The sequence below is a fragment of the Bordetella ansorpii genome (assembly GCF_900078315.1).
Lineage (GTDB): Bacteria > Pseudomonadota > Gammaproteobacteria > Burkholderiales > Burkholderiaceae_B > Bordetella > Bordetella ansorpii.
Map to the genome: position 1 here is coordinate 1,108,941 of NZ_FKBS01000014.1, position 25,237 is coordinate 1,134,177.

At 64.8% G+C, this 25,237-nt stretch carries 29 protein-coding genes and 3 pseudogenes; 29 read left to right on the top strand and 3 right to left on the bottom strand.

Translation table 11 applies throughout. From position 1 onward, the window contains the following. Positions 1-87: 87 nt before the first annotated feature. Positions 88-2,118 (top strand): DNA topoisomerase III, encoded by a 2,031-nt coding sequence (locus A7W11_RS12680; RefSeq protein WP_003116834.1) that lies wholly within the window; start codon positions 88-90, stop codon positions 2,116-2,118. Positions 2,119-2,841: 723 nt separating this feature from the next. Here the strand turns inward: A7W11_RS12680 and A7W11_RS12685 are convergent. Beyond that, positions 2,842-3,477 (bottom strand): cation transporter, encoded by a 636-nt coding sequence (locus A7W11_RS12685; RefSeq protein ID WP_003098972.1) that lies wholly within the window; start codon positions 3,475-3,477, stop codon positions 2,842-2,844. Between the two features lie 411 nt (positions 3,478-3,888). Between A7W11_RS12685 and A7W11_RS28750 the strand changes: the two genes are divergently transcribed. Both A7W11_RS28750 and A7W11_RS28755 read left to right on the top strand, forming a co-directional pair. After that, positions 3,889-4,098, top strand: a complete 210-nt coding sequence (locus A7W11_RS28750; protein ID WP_014747696.1) for a hypothetical protein — start codon at positions 3,889-3,891, stop codon at positions 4,096-4,098. Between the two features lie 24 nt (positions 4,099-4,122). Then, a complete protein-coding gene (locus A7W11_RS28755; RefSeq protein ID WP_196495817.1) occupies positions 4,123-4,485 on the top strand; it encodes a DUF3703 domain-containing protein in 363 nt (120 codons plus the stop codon). Between the two features lie 67 nt (positions 4,486-4,552). On the opposite strand, the gene cadR is transcribed toward A7W11_RS28755, so the two are convergent. Beyond that, entirely contained in the window at positions 4,553-4,951 is a 399-nt protein-coding gene (cadR, locus tag A7W11_RS12695) for a Cd(II)/Pb(II)-responsive transcriptional regulator (RefSeq protein WP_003098965.1), read from the bottom strand. A 91-nt stretch (positions 4,952-5,042) separates the two neighbouring features. Between cadR and A7W11_RS12700 the strand changes: the two genes are divergently transcribed. The 9 genes from A7W11_RS12700 (at position 5,043) to A7W11_RS12740 (ending at position 13,250) form a co-directional block, all read left to right on the top strand. Then, positions 5,043-7,955 (top strand): heavy metal translocating P-type ATPase, encoded by a 2,913-nt coding sequence (locus A7W11_RS12700; RefSeq protein ID WP_003098961.1) that lies wholly within the window; start codon positions 5,043-5,045, stop codon positions 7,953-7,955. Positions 7,956-7,958: 3 nt separating this feature from the next. Further along, positions 7,959-8,459 carry a signal peptidase II gene (lspA, locus tag A7W11_RS12705; RefSeq protein WP_003098955.1) on the top strand — a complete coding sequence of 167 codons (501 nt, stop codon included), beginning with the start codon at positions 7,959-7,961 and terminating at the stop codon, positions 8,457-8,459. Between the two features lie 336 nt (positions 8,460-8,795). Then, complete coding sequence (locus A7W11_RS29120) at positions 8,796-9,107, top strand: hypothetical protein (protein WP_003108988.1); 312 nt, start codon at positions 8,796-8,798, stop codon at positions 9,105-9,107. Between the two features lie 337 nt (positions 9,108-9,444). Next, a complete protein-coding gene (locus A7W11_RS12715; RefSeq protein WP_003116833.1) occupies positions 9,445-9,657 on the top strand; it encodes a hypothetical protein in 213 nt (70 codons plus the stop codon). 21 nt (positions 9,658-9,678) lie between these two features. Further along, positions 9,679-10,071 (top strand): hypothetical protein, encoded by a 393-nt coding sequence (locus A7W11_RS12720; RefSeq protein WP_003116832.1) that lies wholly within the window; start codon positions 9,679-9,681, stop codon positions 10,069-10,071. Positions 10,072-10,253: 182 nt separating this feature from the next. Next, positions 10,254-10,940 carry a hypothetical protein gene (locus tag A7W11_RS12725; protein WP_003116830.1) on the top strand — a complete coding sequence of 229 codons (687 nt, stop codon included), beginning with the start codon at positions 10,254-10,256 and terminating at the stop codon, positions 10,938-10,940. Positions 10,941-11,023: 83 nt separating this feature from the next. Continuing rightward, entirely contained in the window at positions 11,024-11,761 is a 738-nt protein-coding gene (locus A7W11_RS12730) for a DUF5983 family protein (RefSeq protein ID WP_003116829.1), read from the top strand. A 97-nt stretch (positions 11,762-11,858) separates the two neighbouring features. Next, positions 11,859-12,137 (top strand): hypothetical protein, encoded by a 279-nt coding sequence (locus tag A7W11_RS12735; protein WP_003116828.1) that lies wholly within the window; start codon positions 11,859-11,861, stop codon positions 12,135-12,137. Between the two features lie 288 nt (positions 12,138-12,425). Further along, the gene (locus A7W11_RS12740; RefSeq protein WP_003098941.1) at positions 12,426-13,250 is read left to right on the top strand and encodes a hypothetical protein; all 825 of its coding nucleotides are present in this window, start codon (positions 12,426-12,428) and stop codon (positions 13,248-13,250) included. Positions 13,251-13,511: 261 nt separating this feature from the next. Here the strand turns inward: A7W11_RS12740 and merR are convergent, their stop codons facing one another. Beyond that, positions 13,512-13,919 (bottom strand): Hg(II)-responsive transcriptional regulator, encoded by a 408-nt coding sequence (gene merR / locus A7W11_RS12745; RefSeq protein WP_003098939.1) that lies wholly within the window; start codon positions 13,917-13,919, stop codon positions 13,512-13,514. A gap of 71 nt (positions 13,920-13,990) precedes the next feature. Here merR and merT point away from each other — a divergent pair, with 71 nt between their 5' ends. From merT to A7W11_RS12830, 17 genes and pseudogenes are all read left to right on the top strand, one after another. Continuing rightward, entirely contained in the window at positions 13,991-14,341 is a 351-nt protein-coding gene (gene merT, locus A7W11_RS12750; RefSeq protein WP_003116827.1) for a mercuric ion transporter MerT, read from the top strand. Positions 14,342-14,353: 12 nt separating this feature from the next. Continuing rightward, complete coding sequence (merP, locus tag A7W11_RS12755) at positions 14,354-14,641, top strand: mercury resistance system periplasmic binding protein MerP (RefSeq protein WP_003116826.1); 288 nt, start codon at positions 14,354-14,356, stop codon at positions 14,639-14,641. A gap of 10 nt (positions 14,642-14,651) precedes the next feature. Next, positions 14,652-16,340: a mercury(II) reductase gene (gene merA / locus A7W11_RS12760; RefSeq protein ID WP_003098932.1), complete on the top strand. Its 1,689-nt coding sequence runs from the start codon at positions 14,652-14,654 to the stop codon at positions 16,338-16,340. A gap of 18 nt (positions 16,341-16,358) precedes the next feature. Next, entirely contained in the window at positions 16,359-16,874 is a 516-nt protein-coding gene (locus A7W11_RS29125) for a Tn3 family transposase (protein WP_003098931.1), read from the top strand. Further along, positions 16,838-17,356 (top strand): annotated as a pseudogene (locus A7W11_RS29130) (Tn3 family transposase); the annotation flags it as partial. The gene A7W11_RS29125 and the pseudogene A7W11_RS29130, both read left to right, overlap by 37 nt. A 33-nt stretch (positions 17,357-17,389) precedes the next feature. After that, positions 17,390-17,686 (top strand): annotated as a pseudogene (locus tag A7W11_RS12775) (DUF3085 domain-containing protein); the annotation flags it as partial. A 141-nt stretch (positions 17,687-17,827) separates the two neighbouring features. Then, a pseudogene (locus tag A7W11_RS28760) lies at positions 17,828-18,278 on the top strand (XF1762 family protein). Positions 18,279-18,588: 310 nt separating this feature from the next. After that, positions 18,589-19,494 carry a DUF3577 domain-containing protein gene (locus A7W11_RS12785; RefSeq protein ID WP_003116825.1) on the top strand — a complete coding sequence of 302 codons (906 nt, stop codon included), beginning with the start codon at positions 18,589-18,591 and terminating at the stop codon, positions 19,492-19,494. A gap of 145 nt (positions 19,495-19,639) precedes the next feature. Continuing rightward, positions 19,640-20,467 (top strand): DUF932 domain-containing protein, encoded by an 828-nt coding sequence (locus A7W11_RS12790; protein ID WP_003116824.1) that lies wholly within the window; start codon positions 19,640-19,642, stop codon positions 20,465-20,467. Positions 20,468-20,561: 94 nt separating this feature from the next. Further along, positions 20,562-21,251 (top strand): DUF3275 family protein, encoded by a 690-nt coding sequence (locus A7W11_RS12795; RefSeq protein WP_003116823.1) that lies wholly within the window; start codon positions 20,562-20,564, stop codon positions 21,249-21,251. 94 nt (positions 21,252-21,345) lie between these two features. Beyond that, the gene (locus A7W11_RS12800) at positions 21,346-21,687 is read left to right on the top strand and encodes a hypothetical protein (RefSeq protein WP_003116822.1); all 342 of its coding nucleotides are present in this window, start codon (positions 21,346-21,348) and stop codon (positions 21,685-21,687) included. A 104-nt stretch (positions 21,688-21,791) separates the two neighbouring features. Further along, entirely contained in the window at positions 21,792-22,199 is a 408-nt protein-coding gene (locus tag A7W11_RS12805) for a hypothetical protein (RefSeq protein WP_003116821.1), read from the top strand. 16 nt (positions 22,200-22,215) lie between these two features. Beyond that, a complete protein-coding gene (locus A7W11_RS12810) occupies positions 22,216-22,476 on the top strand; it encodes a hypothetical protein (protein WP_003090124.1) in 261 nt (86 codons plus the stop codon). A 76-nt stretch (positions 22,477-22,552) separates the two neighbouring features. After that, positions 22,553-23,200, top strand: coding sequence for a hypothetical protein (locus tag A7W11_RS12815; RefSeq protein ID WP_066412671.1), 648 nt, complete (start codon positions 22,553-22,555; stop codon positions 23,198-23,200). A 40-nt stretch (positions 23,201-23,240) separates the two neighbouring features. Next, positions 23,241-24,374 carry a DUF6094 domain-containing protein gene (locus A7W11_RS12820; protein ID WP_254917107.1) on the top strand — a complete coding sequence of 378 codons (1,134 nt, stop codon included), beginning with the start codon at positions 23,241-23,243 and terminating at the stop codon, positions 24,372-24,374. A gap of 50 nt (positions 24,375-24,424) precedes the next feature. Then, entirely contained in the window at positions 24,425-24,745 is a 321-nt protein-coding gene (locus A7W11_RS12825; protein WP_003098896.1) for a hypothetical protein, read from the top strand. Between the two features lie 89 nt (positions 24,746-24,834). Next, complete coding sequence (locus tag A7W11_RS12830; RefSeq protein ID WP_003098895.1) at positions 24,835-25,140, top strand: hypothetical protein; 306 nt, start codon at positions 24,835-24,837, stop codon at positions 25,138-25,140. Positions 25,141-25,237: the final 97 nt, after the last annotated feature.

Consider the following 25,237-nt stretch of genomic DNA (forward strand, 5'->3'; position numbering starts at 1 on the left):
TGCGGCTTGTTTGCTGCTGCCAGGGGCTGCGCTCGGCATCCTCGATCCCAGCAACTCCATGAACAACAGGAATCGGGATGGACGGATATGCGGCTGTTCTTGTGCGAGAAGCCCTCCCAGGGCAAAGACATTGGCCGGATTCTCGGCGCCACGCAGCGCGGTGAAGGCTGCCTCAACGGTTCCGGCGTCACGGTCACCTGGTGCATCGGCCATCTCGTGGAGGCGGCGCCGCCCGAGGCCTACGACGAGCAGCTCAAACGATGGTCCGTTGAGCAGTTGCCCATCATTCCCCAGCACTGGCGGGTCGAGGTCAAACCGAAGACCGCCACGCAATTCAAGGTCGTCAAGGCGCTCTTGGCGAAGGCGACTCACCTGGTTATCGCCACCGATGCCGACCGCGAGGGCGAATTGATCGCCCGCGAGATCGTGGAGCTTTGCGGCTACCGCGGCCCCATCGAACGCCTGTGGCTGTCGGCGCTCAACGATGCGTCCATTCGGGCGGCACTGGGCAAGCTGCGGCCTTCGGCCGAGACGCTTTCGATGTACCACTCGGCGCTGGCGCGCTCCCGTGCGGATTGGCTCGTGGGCATGAACCTGAGCCGGCTGTTCACGGTGCTGGGGCGACAGGCGGGTTACGACGGCGTGCTGTCGGTCGGCCGCGTACAGACCCCGACGCTCAAGCTCGTTGTGGACCGCGACCGCGAGATCGCGCGCTTCGTGTCCGTACCATACTGGGCCATCGCCGTGTCCCTGTTCGCAGGCGGTTCGACTTTCGCCGCGCAATGGGTTCCACCCGATGCGTGCACCGACGACGCAGGCCGCTGCCTGCGGCAGCCGGTCGCACAGCAGACCATGCAGCAGATCCGCGCTGCGGGCAGTGCCCACGTCGTGTCGGTGGAGACTGAGCGTGTCCGCGAAGGCCCGCCGCTGCCGTTCGACCTGGGCACCTTGCAGGAAGTGTGTTCCAAGCAGCTTGGGCTGGACGTGCAGGAAACCTTGGAGATTGCCCAAGCCCTGTACGAGACGCACAAGGCCACGACGTACCCCCGCTCGGACTCCGGCTACCTGCCCGAGAGCATGTTTGCCGAAGTGCCCACCGTTCTCGACAGCCTGCTCAAGACCGATCCCTCGCTGCGCTCGATCATGGGCCAGCTCGACCGCTCGCAGCGCTCGCGCGCCTGGAACGATGGCAAGGTCACGGCGCACCACGGCATCATCCCGACGCTCGAACCGGCGAAGCTCTCCGCCATGAGCGAGAAGGAACTGGCCGTGTACAGGCTCATCCGGTCGCATTACCTGGCGCAGTTCCTCCCTCACCACGAGTTCGACCGCACTGTGGCCAAGTTTTCGTGCGGGGGGCAGAACCTGGCGGCCACGGGCAAGCAGGTTGTCATCCCGGGTTGGCGCCAGGTGCTCGCCGAGCCGCAGGCCGAAGACGGTGATGGCGAGGGCGATACTGCGGTCCGCGCCCAGGTGCTGCCCGCGCTGCCGAAACTGTATGAGGGCCTGGCATGCCAGGTGGCCGACGTCGATCTCAAGGCACTCAAGACGCTGCCGCCCAAACCGTACACGCAAGGCGAGTTGGTCAAGTCCATGAAAGGCGTCGCCAAGCTGGTGTCCGATCCCCGCCTGAAGCAGAAGCTCAAGGATACGGTTGGCATCGGCACCGAAGCGACGCGGGCCAACATCATCGGCGGCCTGATCGCTCGCGGCTACCTCGTGAAGAAGGGGCGCGCCATCCGCGCCTCGGATGCGGCTTTCACTTTGATCGATGCCGTGCCTGCGGCGATTGCCGACCCTGGCACCACCGCCGTCTGGGAACAGGCGCTCGACATGATCGAGGCCGGACAGCTCACCCTGGACGTGTTCATCGGCAAGCAGGCCGCGTGGATTTCGCAGTTGATTGCGCAGTACGGCAGCGCCTCCCTGTCCATCAAGGTTCCCCAAGGGCCGGCATGCCCGCAGTGCGGCGCACCCACGCGCCAGCGCAGCGGCAAGAGCGGCCCGTTCTGGTCGTGCAGCCGCTACCCGGACTGCAAAGGCACGCTGCCAGTCGAATCCGGCAGCTCCAAGCGCGGCGCCTCGCGCCCGCGCCGTAGCGGCCGCAAAGGCTCCTGACCGCCCCCGTTCCCCGTGAGCCGTGCCCGCCTTCGGCGGCGTGGCCCCTGTCCCGCACTCCGCCGCATGCCCTGCGGGACGCCCAGCGCGCAACGCCTTCTTGATCCGTGTGCGCGTCCCGCCCAGCCGTCCCCGGCCGCGGGACCTGAAGGTAGCTTCTCTGCGAGCCGCACCACGCGCGTTCTGTTGATCTGCGTTTCTTCCGCCCTCTGCGAAGGGTCTCCCGGTGGCTTGCCAGGCTGCACGAGCCACCGGGAGACCCTTCGTGGTCAGCGGTAATCGGTGCCGGTGCCCGCCGGTGCAAAAACGGGCTCCCTTTGTGCGCGGATGTGCGCCAGACGATGCCGGCCCCAGCCACGACATGGGCCGGGTGTGATTGCTTGATGAGCAGACGGTTCTAGCGACGACCGGGCCTGCCAATCAGCCCACGGGTGGTTCCTCTTTTCTCCCGAGCCGAAGGCCGTTGGGCCTTCGGCGCCATTCTCCTGCCCATCAACGTCCCGGCCCGGCCATTGGCCTGGGCCACACGAACAGGAGAGACGACATGCACCCTCAACCTTGCGCACCGCTGCTGTACGGCAGACGGAGGTCGAGAACGGCATGCCCGCCTATCGCGCGGCCATCGCCAATGGTACGCTCGGCTGCAGCCGAGGCCGTAGCCCAAAGGCTGGACTACCTCTTTTGCAGAGGTAAACCTCGGGATGAACTGGGCGAAAACATGCCTTATGTGCCCGCCTTACGGCGAGCTGTTTCCGATGCTTCGCGCAGGATTTCCCGCCCCCCATTCGCTGCGATTGCGGCCACGATGACGCCCAGCACCAGATCCGGGATGTTCGACCCGAACCCCATCACCAGCACCCCGGACAGCACAATCGCACCATTGACGATGGAGTCGTTGCTGGTAAAGATCGCTGACGCCTTGAAGTTCACATCTTCCCCGCGATGGCGGCGCAGTAGTCTGAGGCACACTAGGTTCAAAGCCGCGTTCAGCGCGGCCATGGCCATCATGGCTGGGCCGACAGGCTCTTCCCCTCCAGCGAAGCGGCGTAGGACTTCCAACAGCAGCAGCGCGGCCAGGCCGATTAGCAAGAAACCCGACAAGCGGGCCGCGCCCACCTTGACCGTTGCCGCACGACCGACGGCATACAGGCTAACCGCATAGACCGACGCATCGGCGAGGTTGTCCAACCCGGCGCCCATCAGCGCCGTAGAGCCAGCCCAGATGCCAAGGGCAATGCCGGCGGCGGACTGCGTCAGGTTGATCAGCAACACAGTCAGAAGAATCTTTCGGTCCTTCGCATCGCTCGCATCTAGGCGGCCCAACTCGTCGTTTTCGTGATTTCTGTGGTTTTCAGCCATGCATTGTTCCTTCCAAATCGATGGATGCTGAAGCCTGTAGCGGCTGGAGAGTCAAGGCGCAGATGCAACGAACTTGCCACAGGGTCTTCCCGGACGCCCTTGACTCTACCGTAGCTAGAAGGTTTTCCAATCCAGTCAGAGCTTTAGGACAGAACAGATGAGCACCAATGCGCCCCCTTCATTGCGACTGTCATCCGGTATGGCTGCTATCCACTGATCCGTGGCGCCACTGCGGTTGTGCTCTTCGGCGAGCTCGCGACCGGCCGGCCGTCTTTTCCGACGGAGCTACTCACAGTGATCGTCGCGCTCGCTTGTGCCGCCTTGCTAGAGGGCGGGCGGCCTTTCCACTCCCCGTTGAGCCAGTAGCGGCGTTCCAAGCTGTGGTTGGCCGTCGGCGCATGGCTCGGCTTCTTGGTCGTGCATCTGGCCTTCCAGCACTCCAATCTGGGATACCGGGTCGGGCCGTTGGGATTGTTGATCGGGGTGGCTGAAGCCCATCGCTGGCATCACAAGCGTGAGCACGAAGACGCCCAAGTCAACTACGGCGATTTCTGGATGCCCGGGGGCCACTTGTTCAGCGCTTTCCGGTCGCAAAAGCACACGCTGGGCGCCAAAGAGTGACACTCAAGAAAGATGGACTTTCCAATGGACTACGGCCCGCAGCTTGTCTATCCCTTCCGGAGCCGGCCAGCAGCGGCAAACGCTTGCGCTGCTGGCTATACGATCTTGCCCACGTCGCATTCTTGCGCGAGTCGGGCCTTGCGGCTTCTTGCGAAGCGATCGCGAGTTGCGTGGCGTGCCCATGAGTCGGGCCGCGTCGTGGCGCACTGCTACCTTGGCCTGCACCTGCACCTGCGCAGCCACGCCGCGATGCTCGGTCTGGCCTGGAGAACCCGTAAGGTGGCGGAGATTGCGGCGCGCAGGTCGTCCGGCTCGCGCTGGCTCCTGTGGGCCACGCCCTCGGTCGCACGCCGTCTCAAAACGTCAGAATCGCGCGCTTTCGCATGATGGAGCGCGGCACGTGGCTCTCAGAACTGGACCCGATCACTTCCAGCACCGATGACACGCTCGAGCTTCAGGCGGGCTCGGCCAAGCTGTTGAGAATGCCGCACTCGCGCGAGGTTCGGGCGCTATCGCAGGAGCGTCGCAGATCCATTAACTCGCGCTCCAAGGCGCGCAATTCCTTCATCTTGGTCCGCACTTGCGCGATATGAGCGTCGACCAGCGCGTTCACCTCGCCGCAGCCCAACTCTGGCCGATCCCGTAAGTTCAGCAGTTGACGGATCTCATCCAGCGTCATGTCCTTCGCCCGGCAGCGGCGGATGAACAGCAAGCGCTGCAAATGGACTTCGTCATAGAGCCTGAAGTTGCCCTCGCTACGTGCAGGCTCGGGCAGCAAGCCTTCTGACTCGTAAAAGCGCACGGTCTGCACCAAGCAATCTGCCTTCTTGCCCAGTTCACCGATCCGCATCATGGTTGCTTCCTATAAAAAACTTGACTCTATATCTACTAGAGGTTTTCTAATGATGGCATCCGGGGAAAACCTTGTCAATGAAGAGCGATCTATGAACAAAGAACCTTCCAGCCCATGCGCCTGCTCCGGCGGCAATGGCCAACAGACGGCGTGCGCCAGTGAGCAGGCCAGCACTGAAACCACCGTTTTCCACGTGAGCAACATGGATTGCCGCAATGAGGAAGCACTGGTGCGGCGAACGCTGGAGGGCATGCCCGGTGTCGAGCGGCTCCTGTTCGATCTTCCGCAGCGTTTGTTGACCATTTCGCACCGCGAAGTCTCGGCCGATGCCTTGGAGCAAGCGCTGAATTCGGTGGGCATGAAGGCTCAGGCTGTCCGAGACGCCGCCGTGTCGACCACCTACCGCATCGAGAACATGGACTGCCCGAGCGAGGAGAAACTCATCCGCTCGCACCTCGGGGCAGTCGAGGGAATTCAGGACCTCGACTTCGACCTCGCTGAGCGCACCCTGTCGGTGAAACACCTCGCTCAGGCACGCGCGCAGATGGAGCAGGTCCTGGCCTCGATCGGCATGCGCGCCAAGGAGCAGACCTTCGGCCACACGGGGCCGATCGAAGCCGCGGCTGTGATCCCATCCTCGGCCCTGCAGCAGCAACCAACCGCTGCCGTTTCCGCGCCGCCGATCGGCGAGCGGGTGACGTACCGGATCGAGAACATGGATTGCCCGACGGAAGAAGCGCTGATCCGCGACCGGCTGGGCAAGCTGCCGGGTGTGACCGCGCTCGACTTCAATCTGATGCAGCGTGTGCTGGGAGTCCAGCACACGCTGGCGACCTCAGCGCCGATCGAGAAGGCGCTTGCTTCCATTGGAATGCAGGCTGCGCGGCAGGACATGCAGACAGCCACCACGGTACTTCGCATCGCGAAGATGGACTGTCCGACCGAGGAAAGTCTGATCCGCGGCAAGCTGCAAGGCATGCCGGGCGTGCAGGGAATGGATTTCAACCTGATGCAGCGCACGCTCACGGTTCGGCACACACCCGACGCGATCAAGCCGGCAGTCGAAGCCATCGAATCGCTGGGCATGGAAGCCGAGGTCCAGAGGACTGATGAGCCGCGCGATGCCCCGGTGGCCGCGCACAAGACCAATTGGTGGCCGATGGCGGTTTCGGGCGTTGCGGCGGTGGCCGCCGAAGGCGTGTACTGGGTCAACGACGGCAATCATTGGGCCGTGATCGTGCTGGCACTGGTTTCGATCTTCACCGGCGGCCTCAGCACCTACAAGAAGGGCTGGATCGCGCTGAAGAACCTCAACCTGAACATGAACGCCCTGATGGCCATCGCGGTCACCGGCGGCATGGCGATCGGCCACTGGCCGGAGGCCGCCATGGTCATGTTCCTGTTCGCGTTGGCGGAAGTGATCGAGGCGAAGTCGCTGGACCGCGCCCGCAACGCCATTCGGGGGCTGATGGACTTGGCGCCCGAGACCGCGACCGTGCGGCAGGCCGATGGCTCATGGACAGAGCTGCCGGCCAAGGAGGTCGCAAAGGGCGCGGTGGTCCGCGTGCGTCCTGGCGAGCGCATCGCACTGGACGGCCTGATCACCTCGGGTCGATCGGCCATCAACCAGGCGCCCATCACCGGCGAGAGCCTGCCCGTCGAGAAGGCCGAAGGTGACCAGGTCTTCGCCGGAACCATCAATGAGACCGGCTCTTTCGAATACAAGGTGACCGCAGGCGCCAGCGACTCGACGCTCGCGCGCATCATCCATGCCGTGGAGTCCGCGCAGGGCAGCCGTGCGCCCACGCAGCGCTTCGTCGACCAGTTCGCCCGCGTCTACACGCCGGCGGTGTTCGCGGTGTCCGTGCTGGTTGCCGTCGTGCCGCCGCTCGCCTTCGGCGGCGCATGGTTTGACTGGGTCTACAAGGCCCTGGTACTGCTGGTGATCGCCTGCCCCTGCGCTCTGGTCATCTCCACGCCGGTCACCATCGTCAGCGGCTTGGCCGCTGCCGCCCGACGCGGCATCCTGATCAAGGGTGGCGTCTACCTGGAGGGCGGGCGCAAGCTCAAGGCGTTGGCCCTGGACAAGACCGGCACACTCACACATGGCAAGCCCGAGCAGACCGACTTCGTGCCGCTGATCGGCGAGGCGCAGGAAGTTGCCGCCTGGGCCGCAAGCCTCGCGGCACGCTCGGACCATCCTGTGTCTCAGGCCATCGCCCGCAAGGCGAACCGTGACGGCATCGCGCTGCACGAGGTCGACGACTTCGCGGCGCTGCCTGGCCGCGGCGTGCGCGGCCGCGTCGCCGGGCGCATGTTGCACATGGGCAACCACAGGCTCGCCCAGGAGCTGGGCCTGAGCGAAGCGACGCTCCAGGCTCGGCTGGAGACCCTGGAGCGCCAAGGCAAGACAGCGATCCTGCTGATGGACGATGCGACCGTGCTCGGCATTTTTGCAGTGGCCGACACCGTGAAGGAAACCAGCCGTGAGGCGGTGGCCGACCTGCAGGCGCTGGGTGTGCGCACGCTGATGCTGACGGGGGACAACCAGCACACGGCCGCGGCCATCGCTGCCCAGGTCGGAATCTCTGAAGCCCGTGGTGACCAACTGCCCGAAGACAAGCTCAAGACCATCGAAAGCCTGGTCGGCGGCGAGGGCCAGGTGGGCATGGTGGGCGACGGCATCAACGATTCGCCCGCGCTCGCCCGTGCCGACATCGGCTTCGCCATGGGCGCGGCCGGCACCGACACCGCGATCGAAACAGCCGACGTCGCCCTGATGGACGACGACCTGCGCAAGATCCCCGCCTTCATCCGGCTGTCGCGTAGCACTGCGGCGATCCTCACGCAGAACATCGTTCTGGCCCTTGGCATCAAGGCGGTGTTCCTTGCGTTGACGTTCACAGGGCATGCCACCATGTGGATGGCTGTGTTCGCTGACATGGGGGCAAGTCTTTTGGTTGTCGTCAATGGGCTGCGCCTCCTGAAGTTCAAGGCGGCATGAACAATGGATGAACCATCTCTTCGCAAGACGCAGTGGTACTCACTCGCGATCGTTATATTCGCCGGCGATCAGGCAGCTAAGAGCTACATTGACGCGACAACTCCCTTGGGTTGGTCGCACGAGGTGGCGTCATTCTTCAACCTAGTTCACGCTCTCAATCCCGGCGCGGCGTTCAGCTTCCTTGCTGGCGCGGGCGGCTGGCAGCGGTGGTTTTTTCTGGCGATCGCGTTCGCAATATCGGCATGGCTCGCATGGCTGCTCTCCCGGCCGCTGCGCAAAACGGAAGGCCTTTCGTACAGCCTCATTCTGGGCGGCGCATTGGGCAACGCGTTCGACCGCGCCACGCGCGGGCACGTTATCGACTACATCGACTTTCACCTGCACGGCTGGCACTGGCCCGCCTTCAACATCGCTGACATGGCCATCGTGGGCGGGGCGATCGCGCTGGTGGCCCAGTCGTTCATGAGCGTGGAGAACCCGGCCGCCACAAAGGAGTCCCAGTGACATTGGGACGATCCGGAAATTCGCAATGCACACGGTGCAGGACACCAATCTGAAGAGAACGGCCCCCAGCATGAGCGGCCGCGGCTTGGCCCTCATGCTAGCGCCCACCGCCGCTTTTGCTGCAACGCCCTGTTGCGATGGCGGCGATTGCTGCAACGACGTCGCAATGCCTTGCTGTGAATAAACAGCACGCAAGCCAGTTGACCTGGCAATTATGAAAGTCCATCACGGCGATGCTGGCCTTTTTCGTTCCAATGAGCCGTCACGGAGAGGTGATGATGAAGCTATGCCGGGATCCTGCAAGCTTTAGGACGGTCTTCTTTACCGCATAGCGATATGCTGATGTCACCCGTTCGCCTCGCCTGGCAAGTACAAGTAGTTCGTCGCGGTTTTCTGGCCGTGTCCGCCCGCTTCGCTGGCCCTTTTGCCCCAAACAAGCGCAATCATGCCTGCGTTACCACCAAAGTTCGCCCCCGCCAGTTGCTGTTCCTAAAGGGCATCAAGCTCAACGCCATCGCCGACCGGCCAGCGTATTTCGCATCGCTGCGTGCCCGTCGGGGCCAGCCCATCGTCATCCTCGCAGAGCTGGGACCGGACGAGGCATTCGCCCTGTGGAAGCAGCATGTACTGGGCGACAGGCCTCGCTGACCCAGTTTCGCCTCATCCTCCTGACAGCCCCGCACTTATTGCGGGGCTTTCTTTTTTCCGCGTTCGCCAATCGGGGCTGTTGCAAATGCCGATTTCCGGCTGACGCGGCTCGCCTCGCGCATGAAGCTGCCCGCATGTGTCGCTGATTCGTCAGCACCATGCCAGCAGCCAGAGTTTCCAGGCTGCCGCGGATTCTTTCCGCGCTACCCGCCAGTCCGCCATCGCATCGAGTCTGCGGACGCGCGTCACCCGTGACGCCGATGCTTTTTTCTCAACCGCGTGCGGGAGCTGCCATCCCGTGAGGGACGAGGCCCCGCTTTTTCCAAGGAGCCCGTCCATGTCCCAGCAAGCCTCTTTCGGCCAGTTGGCCTTGATCCATTGCGGCAAGTTCCTGCCGCTCGAAATCCTGCATAGCGCCGCCGGCCACTACATCGGCACGCGCGATACAGAAGGTCCCGTTTCGCGGGAATCCTGCCAGTACTTCCGCAGCTATGCCGCGGCTCAACGTGCCCTCGAAAGAGGCGGCTGGTCCCAGCTCGCCACACCCTGATCCAACTGGAGGAACCACGTCATGAACCAGCTTTTGCCCCAGGAAGTCGTCGATCAGATCATGCGGGAAGAGCAGCATTTCGCCGCCGCGCCCCAAGCCTTCTTCGAGGTCTGGAAGCGCGGCGTCGAGATCGCAGGCCCGCAATGGTTTGGCGACGGCACGCGCGAAGGCCTGAACCAGGCAAAGAGCAAGTGGGATCTGCGTCCCGACATGCTGCGTGCCAACGACGCACTCGGCGTCCTGAGCAGCGGGGAACGCATGTTCCTGTCCGCCATGTTCAGCTTCTACAACGCGCGCGAGGGCGGTGCCATGCTCAAGCGCTGCCACTTCCAAGGACTGTCGGACTTCGATGGTCTCGATCTGCAACGTCGCCAGGTGATCGCCGACCTGCTGCTGAACTACAGCGGTTGGTGAGCCGGTCCCTGGCACACCTTCATCACTGCGTTCACGGGACCCCATGAGGGACATGCGCCTCGTTCGAGGCCATGTCCCTCGCGTTTTCTCCCCGCCCAGCGCCATCCGGCATCAGGCGGTTTCCCCTGCGGATGCCATCGTCCGCAAGGGCTGGCTCCGTTCATTCATCGAAAGGAGCCTTCATGGCCAACAACTACTACGAAGCCACCGGCGTTCTCGTGCTCGACCGTGTGACGCCCGTCATCCAGGCGCTGTTCGGCGCCTTCGCGCTGGACGAGAGCCACCCCGGCAACGGGCAGGCCTACATCGCCCAGATCGCCGAGACCACCAATCCGCAATGGCCGGACGTGCTCGATGGCCTGGAAGACCTGGCCACGCAACTCGGTATTCCGATGCCGGACGACGAAGGGCTGTCGATCCCGCCGCTGCTCGAACTGCTCGCCGTGCACTTCCGTGCCGATGAGGACGAAGAGCTGGGGAACTTGATCGACCGTCATTCGTTCGAGGACACCGCCGATCTCGACGCATTGTTTCTGATCGCCACCCGGTTCGATGACGGGCACCACCTGACCGCCATCCAGTTCGAGGGCTGCTGGTACTGCAGCAAGCCGCGGCTGTTCGAGTTCGGCGGCAACGGCTGCTACCTGAGCCGCGAGGTCCGCTTCATCAGCTCCTCCTCCCAGGCCCTCCAGCTCGGCGACCAATTGCGCAAGACCATTGTGGCCGCCGACATCGAAGAGGCTTCGGCCCTGATCGCGCTGGAGACCATCAATCTGCTGGCGGGCGTCAGCGACGAGCCATTCCGCATGAATTTGCGCCGGCGCGTCGCCGAGCGATTGGCCCAAACGCCAACGATCAGCGTCACCTGACGCTGTTTCCTTTCTTTCCACCCACCGGGGTCAATTCCCGGTGGCGGGGATTTGCTCCATCATTATTCTGTTGGAGAAATCCCATGTCCCAGAATCCCAATCCCTTTCTACGCGGCTACTGGAATCTGAAAATCGTCCGCACGCTGTCCATCAGCTACGAGGACGGAAGCCCGCATGTTTGGCGAAACATCCACCCGAGCCAGCAGCACCTCTGCGACGCGGCGCTGGTTTCTTCTCCTTGCATCATCACCAGCGACTTCGCGGTGGTCAGGACTGGCACCGAACCTGTCGGCGCCGCACTGATCGCCGAATGCGACGCGGCTGAAGGGGGCAGCGGCGAAGGCATGGTGGGTGCCGTGGTGTACGCGATCCACGGCGACGACTTCGACGGCCGCCCCGTCCACATTGGCGACACCTATTCGGCCGAGGCCGCACGGGAAGTCGTGCAGCGGTTGAGCTTCGAGACCGGCTACTACAGCCGGTGCTGGGAAATCAGCAGCGCGCACATCAGCCGCGAAACCGGCCAGTACCTGGCCAACCTGGCTGACCTCGCGACGCCGGAGGCCTTTTTGTTCATCGCGTTCCGGATTCCCTACAGCCCGGCGATCGGCGTCAAGCTGATCTCCACGCCCTGGACGGACCAGCACCTGCAGGACGTCGAGGGGATCGCCGCCGAGCAGCTTCGGCAGGAGCACCGCAGCAAGGGCATGCCGGACGAGCTGGCACAGATCCTTGAACTGGCCGGCCAGGCCGACGTGCGCATCCTCATCCTCGATGCCGACGCACCCGTGTTGCCGGGCCTATCGCTGGCCGGCGAATAGCTGCCACACACATCCCCGGCCTTCCTTGTCCTCACCGCATGCCGGCCCGGTCTCCCGCCAGAGAGCCGGGCCGGCGCACTTTCACAGGAGCGATCCCATGTTCCCCGACCTCATCACACCCGCATCCGACTTCGAGCACCAACTCGGAGCCTGCGTCAACGCCATGAGCCAGGAAGATGCCATCGGCCAGATCCTGGTATTCGAGCGCATGAGCGGCACGCTGCACATGCGCCATATCGCCAGCGCCGACCTGGTGGACACCGACGTGGACGACTACGAAATGGTCGTCTTCGACGGTGGCAACACAAGCGGCGACACGTGGAAACACGTGTTCTTTCCGCGTCAGCGCGAGCACTACTTCGTGTACCAAGCCTGATTCCTCCAGCCCCTTTCGAGGGGCTTTTTCTTGCCCGCAGCACAGGAAAACGGTTGTGGTGCGGTGCCGTTTCCTGCGGGCAGGCAGACCGCCCCAGGGCCATGCTTGCCCCATGTTCGTCGGCGTTGCCGGCACATGCCCAGGCAGTCGAGACCTTCGAGGCTGCAAGCGCGGGAAACCGTGCTGGTCGTTTCTTCCTACGGACCTACCGCGTCCATCCACGCCACCCACAAGGGACCTCTCCCTTGCGGGCGGGGAATCCCTTGTTTTTCCTCAAGGAGTTTCCCCATGGATCGTTCCCTCATCAAATCCATGATGCCTTCGCTGGTCGCAGGCCATGTGCCCCGCAACGTGCGGTCGTTCAAGTACCGCGTGTTCGATGATCAGCCGCTGTCCTCAACGCTGGGCTTCGCCATCGACCCCCAACCCTTCGACGGCAAGGTGGTCGCCGCGACCGACGATGCCATCGTCGTCAAGCTCAAGCCTTCCGAGTTCGCGGTGCTCGATCCCAGCCTGGTGACCACGGTTCCTGCCGAAGGCGCCAAGGTGCATGTCCAACCCTATGCCCGTCGTCGCTTCGACGGACTGCGCGCGGACACGCCGGAGGTCATCACCGAGGAGACTTCGGACGGCACGCCGTACACCATCACGAGGCACATCCTCGGCTCGGCGCCGGCCAAGCTGCCCATTCCCACGCCGCAGTGCATGGAGTTGGGCCAGCTCATCGAGCAGTTGGAGGAGATGCCGGCCCCCGATCGCTTCCGGCGCATCACCCACATGCTGGTGGATGCCGGTGCCCGCGACTTCACCTGGGTCGATCCCACGCCCTCCAAGATCATCGAGACCCCGCCGGCGATCAGCTTCACGGTCTCGACCGCGAAGTTCGAGGGCCGGGTGACGATCCTCTACGACCGCGGCGGAGACACCTACGTGGTGGAACTGCACCGTCAGAACGGTGAATCGGTCGAACTGGTCGATCGGCACGACGAGGTGTATTTCGACATGCTCGGCGAAGTGCTGGAGAGGCTCATCGACGACGGGCGCTGGCGCCAGATCGACGTGAGCATCCTCGACGCGAAAGCGGCCCGCAAGCGCCAGGCCGTCCCGGCATGACGCCCCGCAGCGAAACCGGGCGGTCCTGCGGCTGACCCGAGGCATCCGCCACGGCGTTCCAGCCGTTCCGGCCGCGTGCACTACAGGCCCTTCATCCCATCGGATGGAGGCCTTTCTCATTCTTCCACACAGGAGATTTCATCCATGTCACTGCGATTCAAAGGCGCTGACCTGCGCCCCGTGCTGACCGAAGCCATCGCCAATCAGGGGTCGTCTCAGAAAACGGAAAAAAATCGTACGCTAAGAGCCGAAGTGGGCCCTTTAGCAGCAATGCAAAGCTGCGATCAACGGGCAGGAAACATTGCCATGGTGCGCGTTGCACTCTCTCACTAGCGTCGACAGGGCCTCTTCCATCCGCGTGAGGTCCGCCATGCGTGCGCGCACATCGGCCAGCCGGTGAGCAGCCAGTTCGGCCGCCTCGCTGCAATGGGTGCCGTCCTCCAGTTTCAGGAGCTGGCCGACTTCATCCAGGCTGAATCCCAGGCGCTGGGCTGACTTCACGAACTTCACCCGCGCCACGTCCGCCTGCCCGTAGCGGCGGATGCGACCGTAGGGCCGCTCCGGCTGGGGTAGCAAGCCCTTGAGCTGATAGAAGCGGATCGTCTCCACGTTGACCCGGGCTGCCTTGGCGAAGGCCCCGATGGTCAGATTCTCTTGAGCGTTCTCCATGGCGCTTGACTCCGTAGTTGACTACGGAAGTAACGTTACAGCATCAAGCGAAGTCCCGGAAGGAGAACCTTATGTCGGAACCCAAGAACGGCTGCGGCGCACTGGCGACCGGCGGCGTCGCGGCCGTCCTCGCCTCGGCCTGCTGCCTCGGCCCCCTTGTCCTGGTCGCGCTCGGCTTCTCTGGCGCGTGGATCGGCAACCTGACCGTGCTGGAGCCGTATCGGCCGATCTTCATCGGCGCAGCGCTCATCGCGCTGTTCTTCGCCTGGCGCAGCATCTTCCGACCAGCCCATGCCTGCAAGCCCGGCGACGTTTGCGCCGTGCCCCAAGTGCGGACTGCCTACAAGGTGATCTTCTGGATCGTGGCCGCCCTGGTTCTGGTTGCCCTCGCGTTTCCCTACGTCCTGCCGCTGTTCTACTGAAAGGAGATCACCATGAAGAAACTCACCACCCTCACCACCCTCATCGCCCTGGCCGCCGCTCTAAGCGCGCCCGCCTGGGCTGCCACCAAGACCGTCACCCTGTCGGTGCCCGGCATGACCTGCGCCGCGTGCCCGATCACGGTCAAGACGGCTCTGTCCAAGGTCGCCGGCGTCGAGAAGGCCGAAGTCAGCTTCGAGAAGCGGGAGGCCGTCGTCACCTTCGACGAGGCCAAGACCAATGCCGACGCCTTGACCAAGGCCACCGCAAACGCGGGTTACCCGTCCAGCGTCAAGCAGTGAGGGCGTAATCATGGCCGAGGCGATCACCCTCCACATCGAAGGCATGACCTGCACGTCGTGCGCCGAGCACGTCCAGCAGGCTTTGACGAACGTGCCCGGCGTGCGCGCGGCCTCGGTGTCCTATCCGCAGCGGCAGGCCGAAATCGAGGCGGATGCAGGCGTGAGCGTGGCCCCGCTGGTTGCCGCAGTGGCCACGCTCGGCTATCGCGCACGGCTTACCGACACGCCGAACAAGCCTGCCGGCCTGCTAGACAAGGCGCTGGGCTGGCTCGGTGGCGAAACGAAGCATGTTGGCGGTGAACAAGCGCTGCACGTGGCTGTGATAGGCAGCGGCGGCGCGGCGATGGCGGCTGCCTTGAAGGCCGTGGAGCAAGGCGCCCGCGTCACGCTGATCGAGCGCGGCACCATCGGCGGCACCTGCGTCAATGTCGGCTGCGTGCCGTCCAAGATCATGATCCGCGCCGCGCACATCGTCCACCTGCGCCGCGAAAGCCCGTTCGATGCTGGCCTGCCGGCCGCAGCGCCCGCTGTACTGCGCGAGCGGCTGCTGGCCCAGCAACAAGGCCGCGTCGAGGAGCTGCGCCATGCCAAGTACGAAGGCATCCTGGCAAGCACTCCGGCCATCACCGTGCTGCGCGGCGAGGCCCGGTTCAGGGACACGCGCACGCTGACCGTGGCGACCGCTGACGGCGGCACGCACGAGGTGAACTTCGACCGCTGCCTGATTGCCACCGGCGCGAGCCCGGCGCTTCCGCCAATCCCGGGCCTTGCGGACACACCCCACTGGACCTCCACCGAGGCGCTGGAAAGCAGCTCGCTCCCCGAGCGGCTGGCCGTGATTGGTTCCTCCGTGGTGGCGGTCGAGTTGGCGCAAGCCTTCGCCCGGCTGGGCAGCCAGGTCACGATCCTGGCGCGCAGCACGCTGTTCTTCCGAGAAGACCCGGCCATCGGGGAAGCCGTAACAGACGCCTTCCGCGCCGAGGGCATCGAGGTGCTGGACCACACCCAGGCGAGCCACGTTGCCTATGCGGGCGGGGAATTCGTGCTCACCACCGGGCAGGGGGAAGTGCGCGCCGACAAGCTGCTGGTCGCCACCGGTCGCGCGCCGAACACGCGCAGCCTGAACCTTGAAGCGGCAGGCGTCGAAGTCAATGCGCAGGGAGCCATCGTCATCGACCGCGCCATGCGCACGAGCGCACCGCACATCTTTGCTGCCGGCGACTGCACCGACCAGCCGCAGTTCGTCTATGTGGCGGCGGCGGCCGGCACGCGCGCCGCGATCAACATGACCGGCGGCGACGCGGCGCTGGACCTGACGGCGATGCCGGCGGTGGTGTTCACCGATCCGCAGGTGGCGACCGTGGGCTACAGCGAGGCGGAAGCGCACCACGACGGCATCGAGACCGACAGCCGGCTGCTGACGCTCGACAACGTGCCGAGGGCGCTCGCCAACTTCGACACGCGCGGCTTCATCAAGCTGGTGGCGGAAGCTGGCTCAGGGCGGCTGATCGGCGTACAGGCGGTCGCGCCGGAAGCGGGCGAACTGATCCAGACGGCCGCGCTGGCGATCCGCCACCGGATGACCGTGCAGGAGCTGGCCGACCAGTTGTTCCCCTACCTGACCATGGTCGAGGGACTGAAGCTCGCGGCGCAGACCTTCAACAAGGACGTGAAGCAACTGTCCTGTTGCGCCGGATGAGGAAAAGGGAGGTGTTCGATGAACGCCTACAGCCGCGCCAACCGCCGCATCTACGCGGCCTTGTCCGATCCCCTGTCGGCCACCCACCGGCACCGCCTCGACGATCTGCTCAAGCGCCACGACAACGGCAAGACGACCTGGCTGGCCTGGCTGCGCCAGTCGCCCGTCAAGCCGAACTCGCGCCACATACTCGAACACATCGAGCGCCTCAAAGCCTGGCAGGCGCTCGACCTGCCTTCCGGCATCGAGCGGTCGGTGCACCAGAACCGCCTGCTCAAGATCGCCCGCGAAGGCGGCCAGATGACGCCCGCCGATCTGGCCAAGTTCGAGGCACAGCGCCGCTACGCGACCCTGGTGCGCTCGCCATCGAGGGCATGGCCACCGTCACCGACGAAATCATCGACCTGCACGACCGCATCCTGGGCAAGCTGTTCAACGCTGCCAAGCACAAGCATCAGCAGCAGTTCCAGGCGTCCGGCAAGGCGATCAACGCCAAGGTGCGGCTGGCCACCTCGATCAAGCAGGGCACGGTGACGGCCTCGCTGATGCTCAGGAAACTCGGCAGCTACCCGCGCCAGAACGGCCTGGCCGTGGCGCTGCGCGAGCTGGGCCGCATCGAGCGAACGCTGTTCATCCTGGACTGGCTGCAAAGCGTCGAGCTGCGCCGCCGCGTGCATGCCGGACTGAACAAGGGCGAAGCCCGCAACGCGCTAGCCCGCGCCGTGTTCTTCAACCGGCTGGGCGAAATCCGCGACCGCAGTTTCGAGCAGCAGCGCTACCGGGCCAGCGGCCTCAACCTGGTGACGGCGGCCATAGTGTTGTGGAACACGGTCTATCTGGAACGGGCCTCAAACGCCTTACGCGGTCACGGCCAGACTGTCGATGACGCCCTGTTGCAGTACCTGTCGCCGCTGGGCTGGGAGCACATCAACCTGACCGGCGATTACCTCTGGCGCAGCAGCGCCAAGATCGGCGCGGGCAAGTTCAGGCCGCTACGACCGCTGCAACCGGCTTAGCGTACGATTTTTTCCGTTTTCTGAGACGTCCCCAATCAGTGCCGCATTGTCCTGGTCAAGGATCAGGGCGTGTACTTCCTCGCCGAGCGTGGGGAGCGTCGCCCGGATGGGCGCCAGGCACTGCTCGCCTACGCCGTCGGATGCAACCCGGACACCGACCCGTTCGATGACTGGTGGCACCTCGCCGGCCGCGAGCTGGGCGGCGATGACTTCGCGGAGTATTTCGACCCGAAGGACGGCCTGTTCACGCGCCTCCAGCACTCGGCGGACGATCTCGTGCTTTCCGCCACCGCCACGCACCTGTCCTTAGCAGTGGTGCCTCCCGCCTGACGCGGCAACCGCCTCGCAGCCCCCGCATCGGGGGCCTTCTTTTGTTCGCACCGCCGCCATCGCCGCGCGTGCGCGTTTGTCTCCAGCCGCCGAGGCACGCCCCGCCGGCCACAACGCCGGCATGCCACCGGAGACAACCGCATGAACACGCCATCGACCTCGCCGAGGCTGCACCTCCTACCGGTGTCGCTGCGCACGGCCAATGCATTCGTTCTGTCGCACCATCGCCACCACCGCCCGGTCCAGGGCGCGAAGTTCGCCCTGGCCGTCACGCTGAGCGACAGCGACCTGATCCACGGCGTGGCCATTGTCGGCCGCCCGGTCGCGCGGCACCTGGACGCTGGAAGTCACGCGGCTGTGCACCGACGGCACACCCAGCGCCTGCAGCAAGCTCTACGGCGCGGCCTGGCAGGCGGCAAGGGCGCTGGGCTACATACGCCTGCTCACCTACACCATGCCCGACGAAGGTGGCGCCAGCCTGCGCGCCGCCGGCTGGCGGCTGATCGGCGCGCGCGGTGGCGGCGCCTGGAGCCGTCCCGGCCGTCCGCGCGCCGATACCCCCGAGCACCTGCGCGGCGCCAAGTGCCTGTGACAGGCGCCGGGTGGCGCGGACAAAGGGAAGCGCCCGGGTGCCGATTGATTGCTGCCGCGCGCGCGAGGCCCCGCCATGCTGGCCCCATGCCTGCTGACGTCGTCAGCGACATGCCAGGCAACCATCGGTCTTCGAGGTTGCGGCGCAGTTCCCACTGCGTGACCGAGCCAGCTCGCACCGCATCCTTCCGCGAGCGGCCACCAGCCTCTGGTGGCGGATGCTTTCGCCTTATCAACCCACCGCGGGGTCACGCACCTTCCCCGCATGCGTGGGCCGGTGTGTCTCCGCTTCATCCCAATGGAGATTCACCATGAACACCACGTCCAACGAGAAATCGTATTTCGACCTCCACACCTCGGGCATCGGCTACATCCAGCGTGTCCGTGAAGTGCCCGTCCGGGGCGGCCGCCGTGCGCAGCCTTTCCTGGCATGCACCATCGCCGCGCTGGTCGGCCCCGCCCGGGACCCCAGCTACCGCTACTTCGACGTCAAGGTCTCGGGTGCCGAGGCCAAGAAGCTCGTTCAGCGCTACATCGGCGTTGACGATCCCAAGCAGCGCCCGCTGGTGCGCTTTCGCCTCGGTGACCTGTGGGGCGATGTGTACATCCGCGACAAGGGTGAGCAGAAGGGTCAGGCCGCCGCGTCCCTCAAGGCGCGACTGCTCAAGGCCGAACTGATCGACCGGGCCGAACTGGCTTCGATCGAGCAGCACGAGTTGATCACCCGCGGCATCGGCTATCTCAATCGTGTGAAGGACGTCACCCCAAAAGCTGGCGACTCGTTCCTCTCTTGCACCGTCGCGGCACTGGCCGGGCCTGTCGATGAACCGGAGTATCGGTACTTCGACACCATCGTCGCCACCCCGGAAGCCGAGCACCTGGTTCGCCGGTGCGTTCAGGCCGTCGAGGGTGACCGCAAGGTGCTGATCGCCTTCCGTCTGAACGACATGAAGATCGATCCGTACATCCGCACCAAGGGTGAGCACGCCGGGGAACCGGCCGCCAGCCTGGAATCGACGCTGGTCCACATCGGTCTCATCAAGATCGACGGCACCCAGGTCTATCCGACGAGCCAGGCGCAAGCCGAGGCGCCGCCGGCCGAAGACGCATCCGCGTCCGAAGCCGACGATGCCATCGACACGGCCACCGAGCCCGCCGAGCGCGAGCCCGAGGCGCAAGTCCAGGAGCAGGAGCCGGCATTGGCTGCTTCGTTCTGATCCGGCACGGCCTCTCACGGGGCCTTGTCGCTTTTCCTCCCCACGTACGCCGCGTCCCCAGGACGCGTGCTTGCGCATTTCATCCCCCGAGTTCCGCGTGGTCTCACGGCCACGCGGTTGTCGAATTTCTCAAAGGAGATCAGCCATGTCTCTGGTATCCCGCTTTGCTCCGCAATCCCCGATCCTGCGCTCTGATCGCCCACTCTCGGACGACCGCATTCGTGCCGTCGTTCCGTCGATCTTCGCCGACGCTCCACATGGGAGCCGGTCCGATCGGTATGCCTACATACCGACCTCGACCGTGCTGACCAAGCTGCGCCAGGAGGGCTTCGAGCCCTTCATGGTGTGTCAGACGCGCGTGCGCAACGAAGACCGGCGCGAGTACACGAAGCACCTCATCCGACTTCGCCATGCAAGCCAGATCAACGGCGACGAGGCGAACGAGATCATCCTGCTCAACAGCCATGACGGCACGAGCAGCTATCAGATGCTCGCCGGCATGTTCCGGTTCGTCTGCCACAACGGCCTGGTTTGCGGTGACACCACCGCAGACATCCGCGTTCCCCACAAGGGCGACGTGGCCAGCCAGGTGATCGAAGGTGCCTACGGAGTCCTCGAAGGTTTCGAGCGCGTGCATAACGCGCGCGATGCGATGCGCACCATCACCCTCGATGAGGGCGAAGCGGAGGTCTTTGCGAACTCTGCGCTCGCACTCAAGTACGACGATCCGGCCAAGTCCACGCCTGTCACCGAGAGCCAACTGCTGGCCCCTCGGCGATGGGACGACCGCAAGAACGACCTGTGGGCCGTCTTCAACCGCGTCCAGGAGAACCTAGTCAAAGGGGGCCTGAACGGACGCACGGCCAACGGCCGCAATCAGCGCACCCGTCCGGTGCAAGGCATCGACCAGAACCTGCGCCTGAACCGGGCGTTGTGGCTGCTGGCCGAAGGCATGCGCCAGCTCAAGGCGTGATGCCACGCGGACCTCGCCCACCTCGGGCGAGGCCATTTCCTCTCATCCACCGGGTGCCGTCGGCGGCCCGTCATTCATCATCAGGAGAACCATCATGGCAACCCCATCGGCTTCCGAGAAATCTGTTGCGCCCATCGTCGTCCCCGGCCAGCTCACGCTGCGTACCATCCGCGGCAAGAACGGCCCGTTCACGGTTGGCCGCCTCGCGACGCACCTCGGTACTTTCGAGGTCAAAGACCCGGAGCTGGAGCAGTACCCCGAAGGCAAGTACGACGGGGAATTCATCATCAGGTACATCTTCCCGAAGTCCTATCCGGTCGGCGGCGGCATGCGGTTCGAGATCCGTGCCAGCCTCGACGGCATGACGCTCAACGGCATCGACAAACTCAGCCGCGACGAAGCCCGCAGCTTCGCCACCCAGGACGTCGATCCGCTCGATGAAGAGCAAGGGGCGCAGCCTGCGGCAACGCCGGCCAAGCCCACCAAAGCGTCCAGGCCCGCCAAGCCCGCACCCGTGCAGGCGTCCGCGGACCCGCTGGTCGATACCACGCCCTTCGGCGTGGATGCGCCACCGCCTGCTACGGCCGCTGCCCCCGGCAGCACCGAAGACGGTGACGCCGCGCTCTTCGGCCTGCTGTGGCCGCTGGGCGAGTCCGTGAAACTGGATTCGACCATCGACCGCCGCACCCTGCGCGCGCAGATCGCCCGCCTGGGCGAGCTGGGCTACGCGCTGGACTTCAAGACGCAGGAGTGGAGCCGCCAGGCCGAACCAAAACCTGCGTGATCGCAGACGCCGCATGCGCGGTGTTCTTCATCCACCCGCCGGGGTTCCTTTCCCATGCGGGGGAGGCCCTGGCCATTTTCTGGAGGTCTCCATCATGTCCACCATCGCTTGCGATACCCCGCGTTCAACGCTGGATGAACCCGCGTGGCGGGACCTTTGCAAAGCGGCCGCCGCACACGCCCAGCGCGGTTGCGGCTTGTCCTACGACCACTACGTGACGCTCTTCAGTTCGGCGATCGACGCACAGGCCAATCGTTTGCCGGATGAGCAACGTGCTCAGGCTCTCGAAATCGCGGCCCAGGAATGGGACTACGCAACACCTGCCGAACGGCAGGAAACCCAGGACTGGAATGCGGAGCATGGCTATTGCTCGCACGGGATCGAGTTCGGCTACTGCCCGGCCGGTTGTGATCGAGACGATGACGACTGGGATTGAGGGCGACGCATAGGTTCCTTCGCCGCAGATGCGGCATTCCATCACCCGCTGGGGGTTCTTCCCCACGGGGAGGCCTTCAGCTCAACTTTTCGAGGAGGCCTCTCATGGGCTGGTATTTCTCAAACCAATCGCGGTCCGAACTGATCGCGGAACTGATCGCACCGCAAGAGACCGAGCGCGCCAGCGTCAAGGTCATCGCTCACACCCTGCGCGGCAACGTGCTGTGGTCCGTCGCCGAAGTGACCGCCAAGGTCGAAGGCGTGCATCGTGATCTCGCACCGGGCCAGTCCCTGCGCTACATCCGCTGCGATCTGCTTGAACGAAGCGGCGGCCAGTGGGGCTACAAGTCCTTGGACGAGTCCATGCACCCGTACTACTACACGTGCCCGCTGTCCTATCTGGACCTCGCACCGGAGCAGTCCGCCGACTGGCGTGCAGGCGTTCGCGCCTACCACGCCCGGCGGCGCACACCCACGGCATCCGCGGCATCCGCCGCGGCGTCGATGGCCTGAGCCAGGAGGAACCGACATGGACCCGATCCTGGCAACGCTTCCGCCCTCGTTGCTGGCACTCGTTGAAGGGAGTTTGTCCAACGACGAAGTGTCCTCCGACGAGGAAATGCTGGCGTACTTCATCGACAACGGCCTCACCGAGGACCAGGCACGGCAGGCACTGACCTACCGCGACCAGTACCTCAACAACATCTACCTGGAAGGCTTCACGCCGATCACTTCGGCGGACGAGCCGCTTCACTTCAACCCGCACACCCGGCAGTTCGAGCCGGACTGAGCGGTTTTCTTCCACCCCCTGGGGCAGTACTTGCCCCAGCGGGCGGTGCTGTTCCCGTTCATCCGAGGACACCACCATGCCCGCAAACACTTCTTCCACGCTGTACCGCATCGACGAATGCCCGGACGTGATGGCCGACGCCTGCGTCGGCGATGACCAGGGCAACCTGATCTTCCTGTCCATCTGGGCGCGGGACACCGCCGTCCAGCAGTTCCTCGCTCGCCTGACCCTCGGGCGCGACGAGCAGGGACTGGACCAGTTCCACGTCATCACCGACCAGGGCGGCAGCGTCCCGGTATTCATCGGCAACGTCGATCGCCTGGAAAAGCGCATCACGCGCGCGTACCGGCGGACGCTGTTCGGCTCGCTGTCCAACGTGTGGCTGTTCGACCGGCGCTGCGTCAAGCCCGACAAGGCCAACGCCAGCGCATTGGCACTGCTGCCACGCGACAGCGCCCACAGGCTTGACCGCCTGTGGATGCTGGTGCGGGACACCTGCCCGTTGCCGCTGCTCGATCACTGGCGCGAGACCGTGCTGGAACTGCTGCAAACCCGCGAGATGCTGGCCCGCCTTCCGTTCGCCCTCGGGCCGCTGGAAGGCCATCGGCTCGCCATCGACGTGCCGGCGCTGAGCTTGGCGCTGGGCTCCCTGATCCGCAGTGACGCGCTCACCGCCTATCCCTATCCGGCCAAGATTTGGACGCCGGAAGCGGTAGCGGCTTGACCCACCCTCGGAGGCACGCCTTGGCGTGCTTCCGTCATTCATCCCCGCCAACCAGGAGACTTCCATGGCTCTCATGTTCCCGCGGCTCGCCCGCAATTTCGCCAAAAATGGGTACTACCCGACCGACGAACCCACGCTCGAAAGAGCCCTCAACGCACTGATGCCCAGCGACGGGCCGATGTGCATCCTCGATCCCTGCGCCGGTGAAGGCGTGGCAATCGCCGAAGCCTCTCATGCCCTCGGGCGCGAACAGACCAAGGCGTTCGCCGTCGAATTCGACGCCGAGCGGGCGCGCCATGCCCGCGGCCTGGTCGATCACTGCCTGCACGCGGACCTGATGGACACGATGATCTCCAAGCAGTCCTTCGGACTACTGTGGCTGAATCCACCGTATGGCGACCTGTCCAAGGACGTCAACGGCAACATCGGCTATCAGGGCCAGGGCCGTGCCCGCCTCGAAAAGCTGTTCTATCAGCGTTCGCTGTCGCTGTTGCAATACGGCGGCGTGCTGGTCTTCATCGTCCCCGGCTACGTGCTCGACGCGGAGCTGGTCGGCTGGTTGACGCGCCACTACACCGATCTGCGTATCTACCGAGCGGTGGAAACGCAGTTCAAGCAGGTGGTGATCTTCGGCCGCCGGGTCCGTCAGCGGGAGCTGGCACCCGATGGCGTCAAGGCCGTGCGCAATCTGCTGCTGCAGGTTGGGCTTGGCGAAGTCGAAGCCGAGGAACTGCCGAGCGAATGGCCGTTCCTGCCGTACATCGTCCCCGCCAGTCCGGCCGAGCCGGAGCATTTCTTCCGCGTGACGATGGAGCCCGAACAGTTCGCCGACGAGGTTGGCCGGCTGCAAGGCCTTTGGCCGTCGCTGGACACGCACTTGGGGACCGCGCAGCAGTCGCTGCGTCCACCGGCGCGGGCCTTGTCCCACTGGCATCTCGCCCTGGCTCTGGCCGCGGGCGCGATCTCCGGCGTCGTGCGCTCCCAGACGGGGCGCGTGCTCGTCGTCAAAGGTGACACCCACAAGGACAAGACGCTCCAGCGGGAATTCACCGAACGCGAAGACGGCTCCATCGCCGAGACACGCATCCTCACCGACAAGTTTGTGCCCGTTATCCGCGCGTGGGACATGACGCCTGGCTCCCCGACAAGGGGCGAGGTGCTGACCATTCGCTGATCCACCGGACGCGCTGCCGTCCTGCTGTACCACATCGAAGGAGAAACACCATGTTCCCCAATCCGTTCAAGCGGCCTGCGCCGCGCAAGCAACCCTTGTTCGCACCGAGTACGTTGAAGTTGAGCGAGAAGGTGCATTGGCTGGCTCGGCGAGGCCTGATCGACCCCTTGGCCTATGTCCAGCGCCATGTGCGCGGGGACTGGGGCGAGATCGATGAGGCCACCCGCCAAGCCAACGACGTCGCAATCCAACAGGACAACCTGATGATCTCCCAGTACCGGATCACGCCGGAACTGGTGTTGCTCGTGAAGACCAGCGAAGACCACCAGACCACGGTGGTCCAGCTTCCCGAAGAGCGCGACCTGATCTGAAGGCGCCGCCTCGTCATCCCATCCACTTGACGGAGCCACTTCACTCCGCCAGGGGTGTCGTGGCTCAATAGCCTTTCAAGGAGGAGCCCATGGCATCGCATCGCATCGAAACCTACTGCCAGAGGCTGGCGTTCCCCATCGGGGCGCTCATCTTCAGCCGAGGCATTGATCGCCTTGTCCGCGCGGGTCGCCTGGACCCGATTCCGTACTTCAGGCGCCACACCCGTGGCGACTGGGGTGACGTCAACGTCTGCCAATGGCACGCCAACGGCGTTGCACTTCAATCGGGCGCGTCGCTGGAATCGCACTATGTGATCCACCCGGGACTCGCCATTCGCATCATCACCGATGCGGGGCGCAGCGTCACTGCCATCGTGCTGCCGTCCGAAGACTGAGCACGGTTCACCCGCAGGCCACTCAGGCCAGCATCTTCAACCACCTTCGGCCGCGCGCCGATTTCCTTCCCACCACGGGGCATGCCATTGCCCCGCT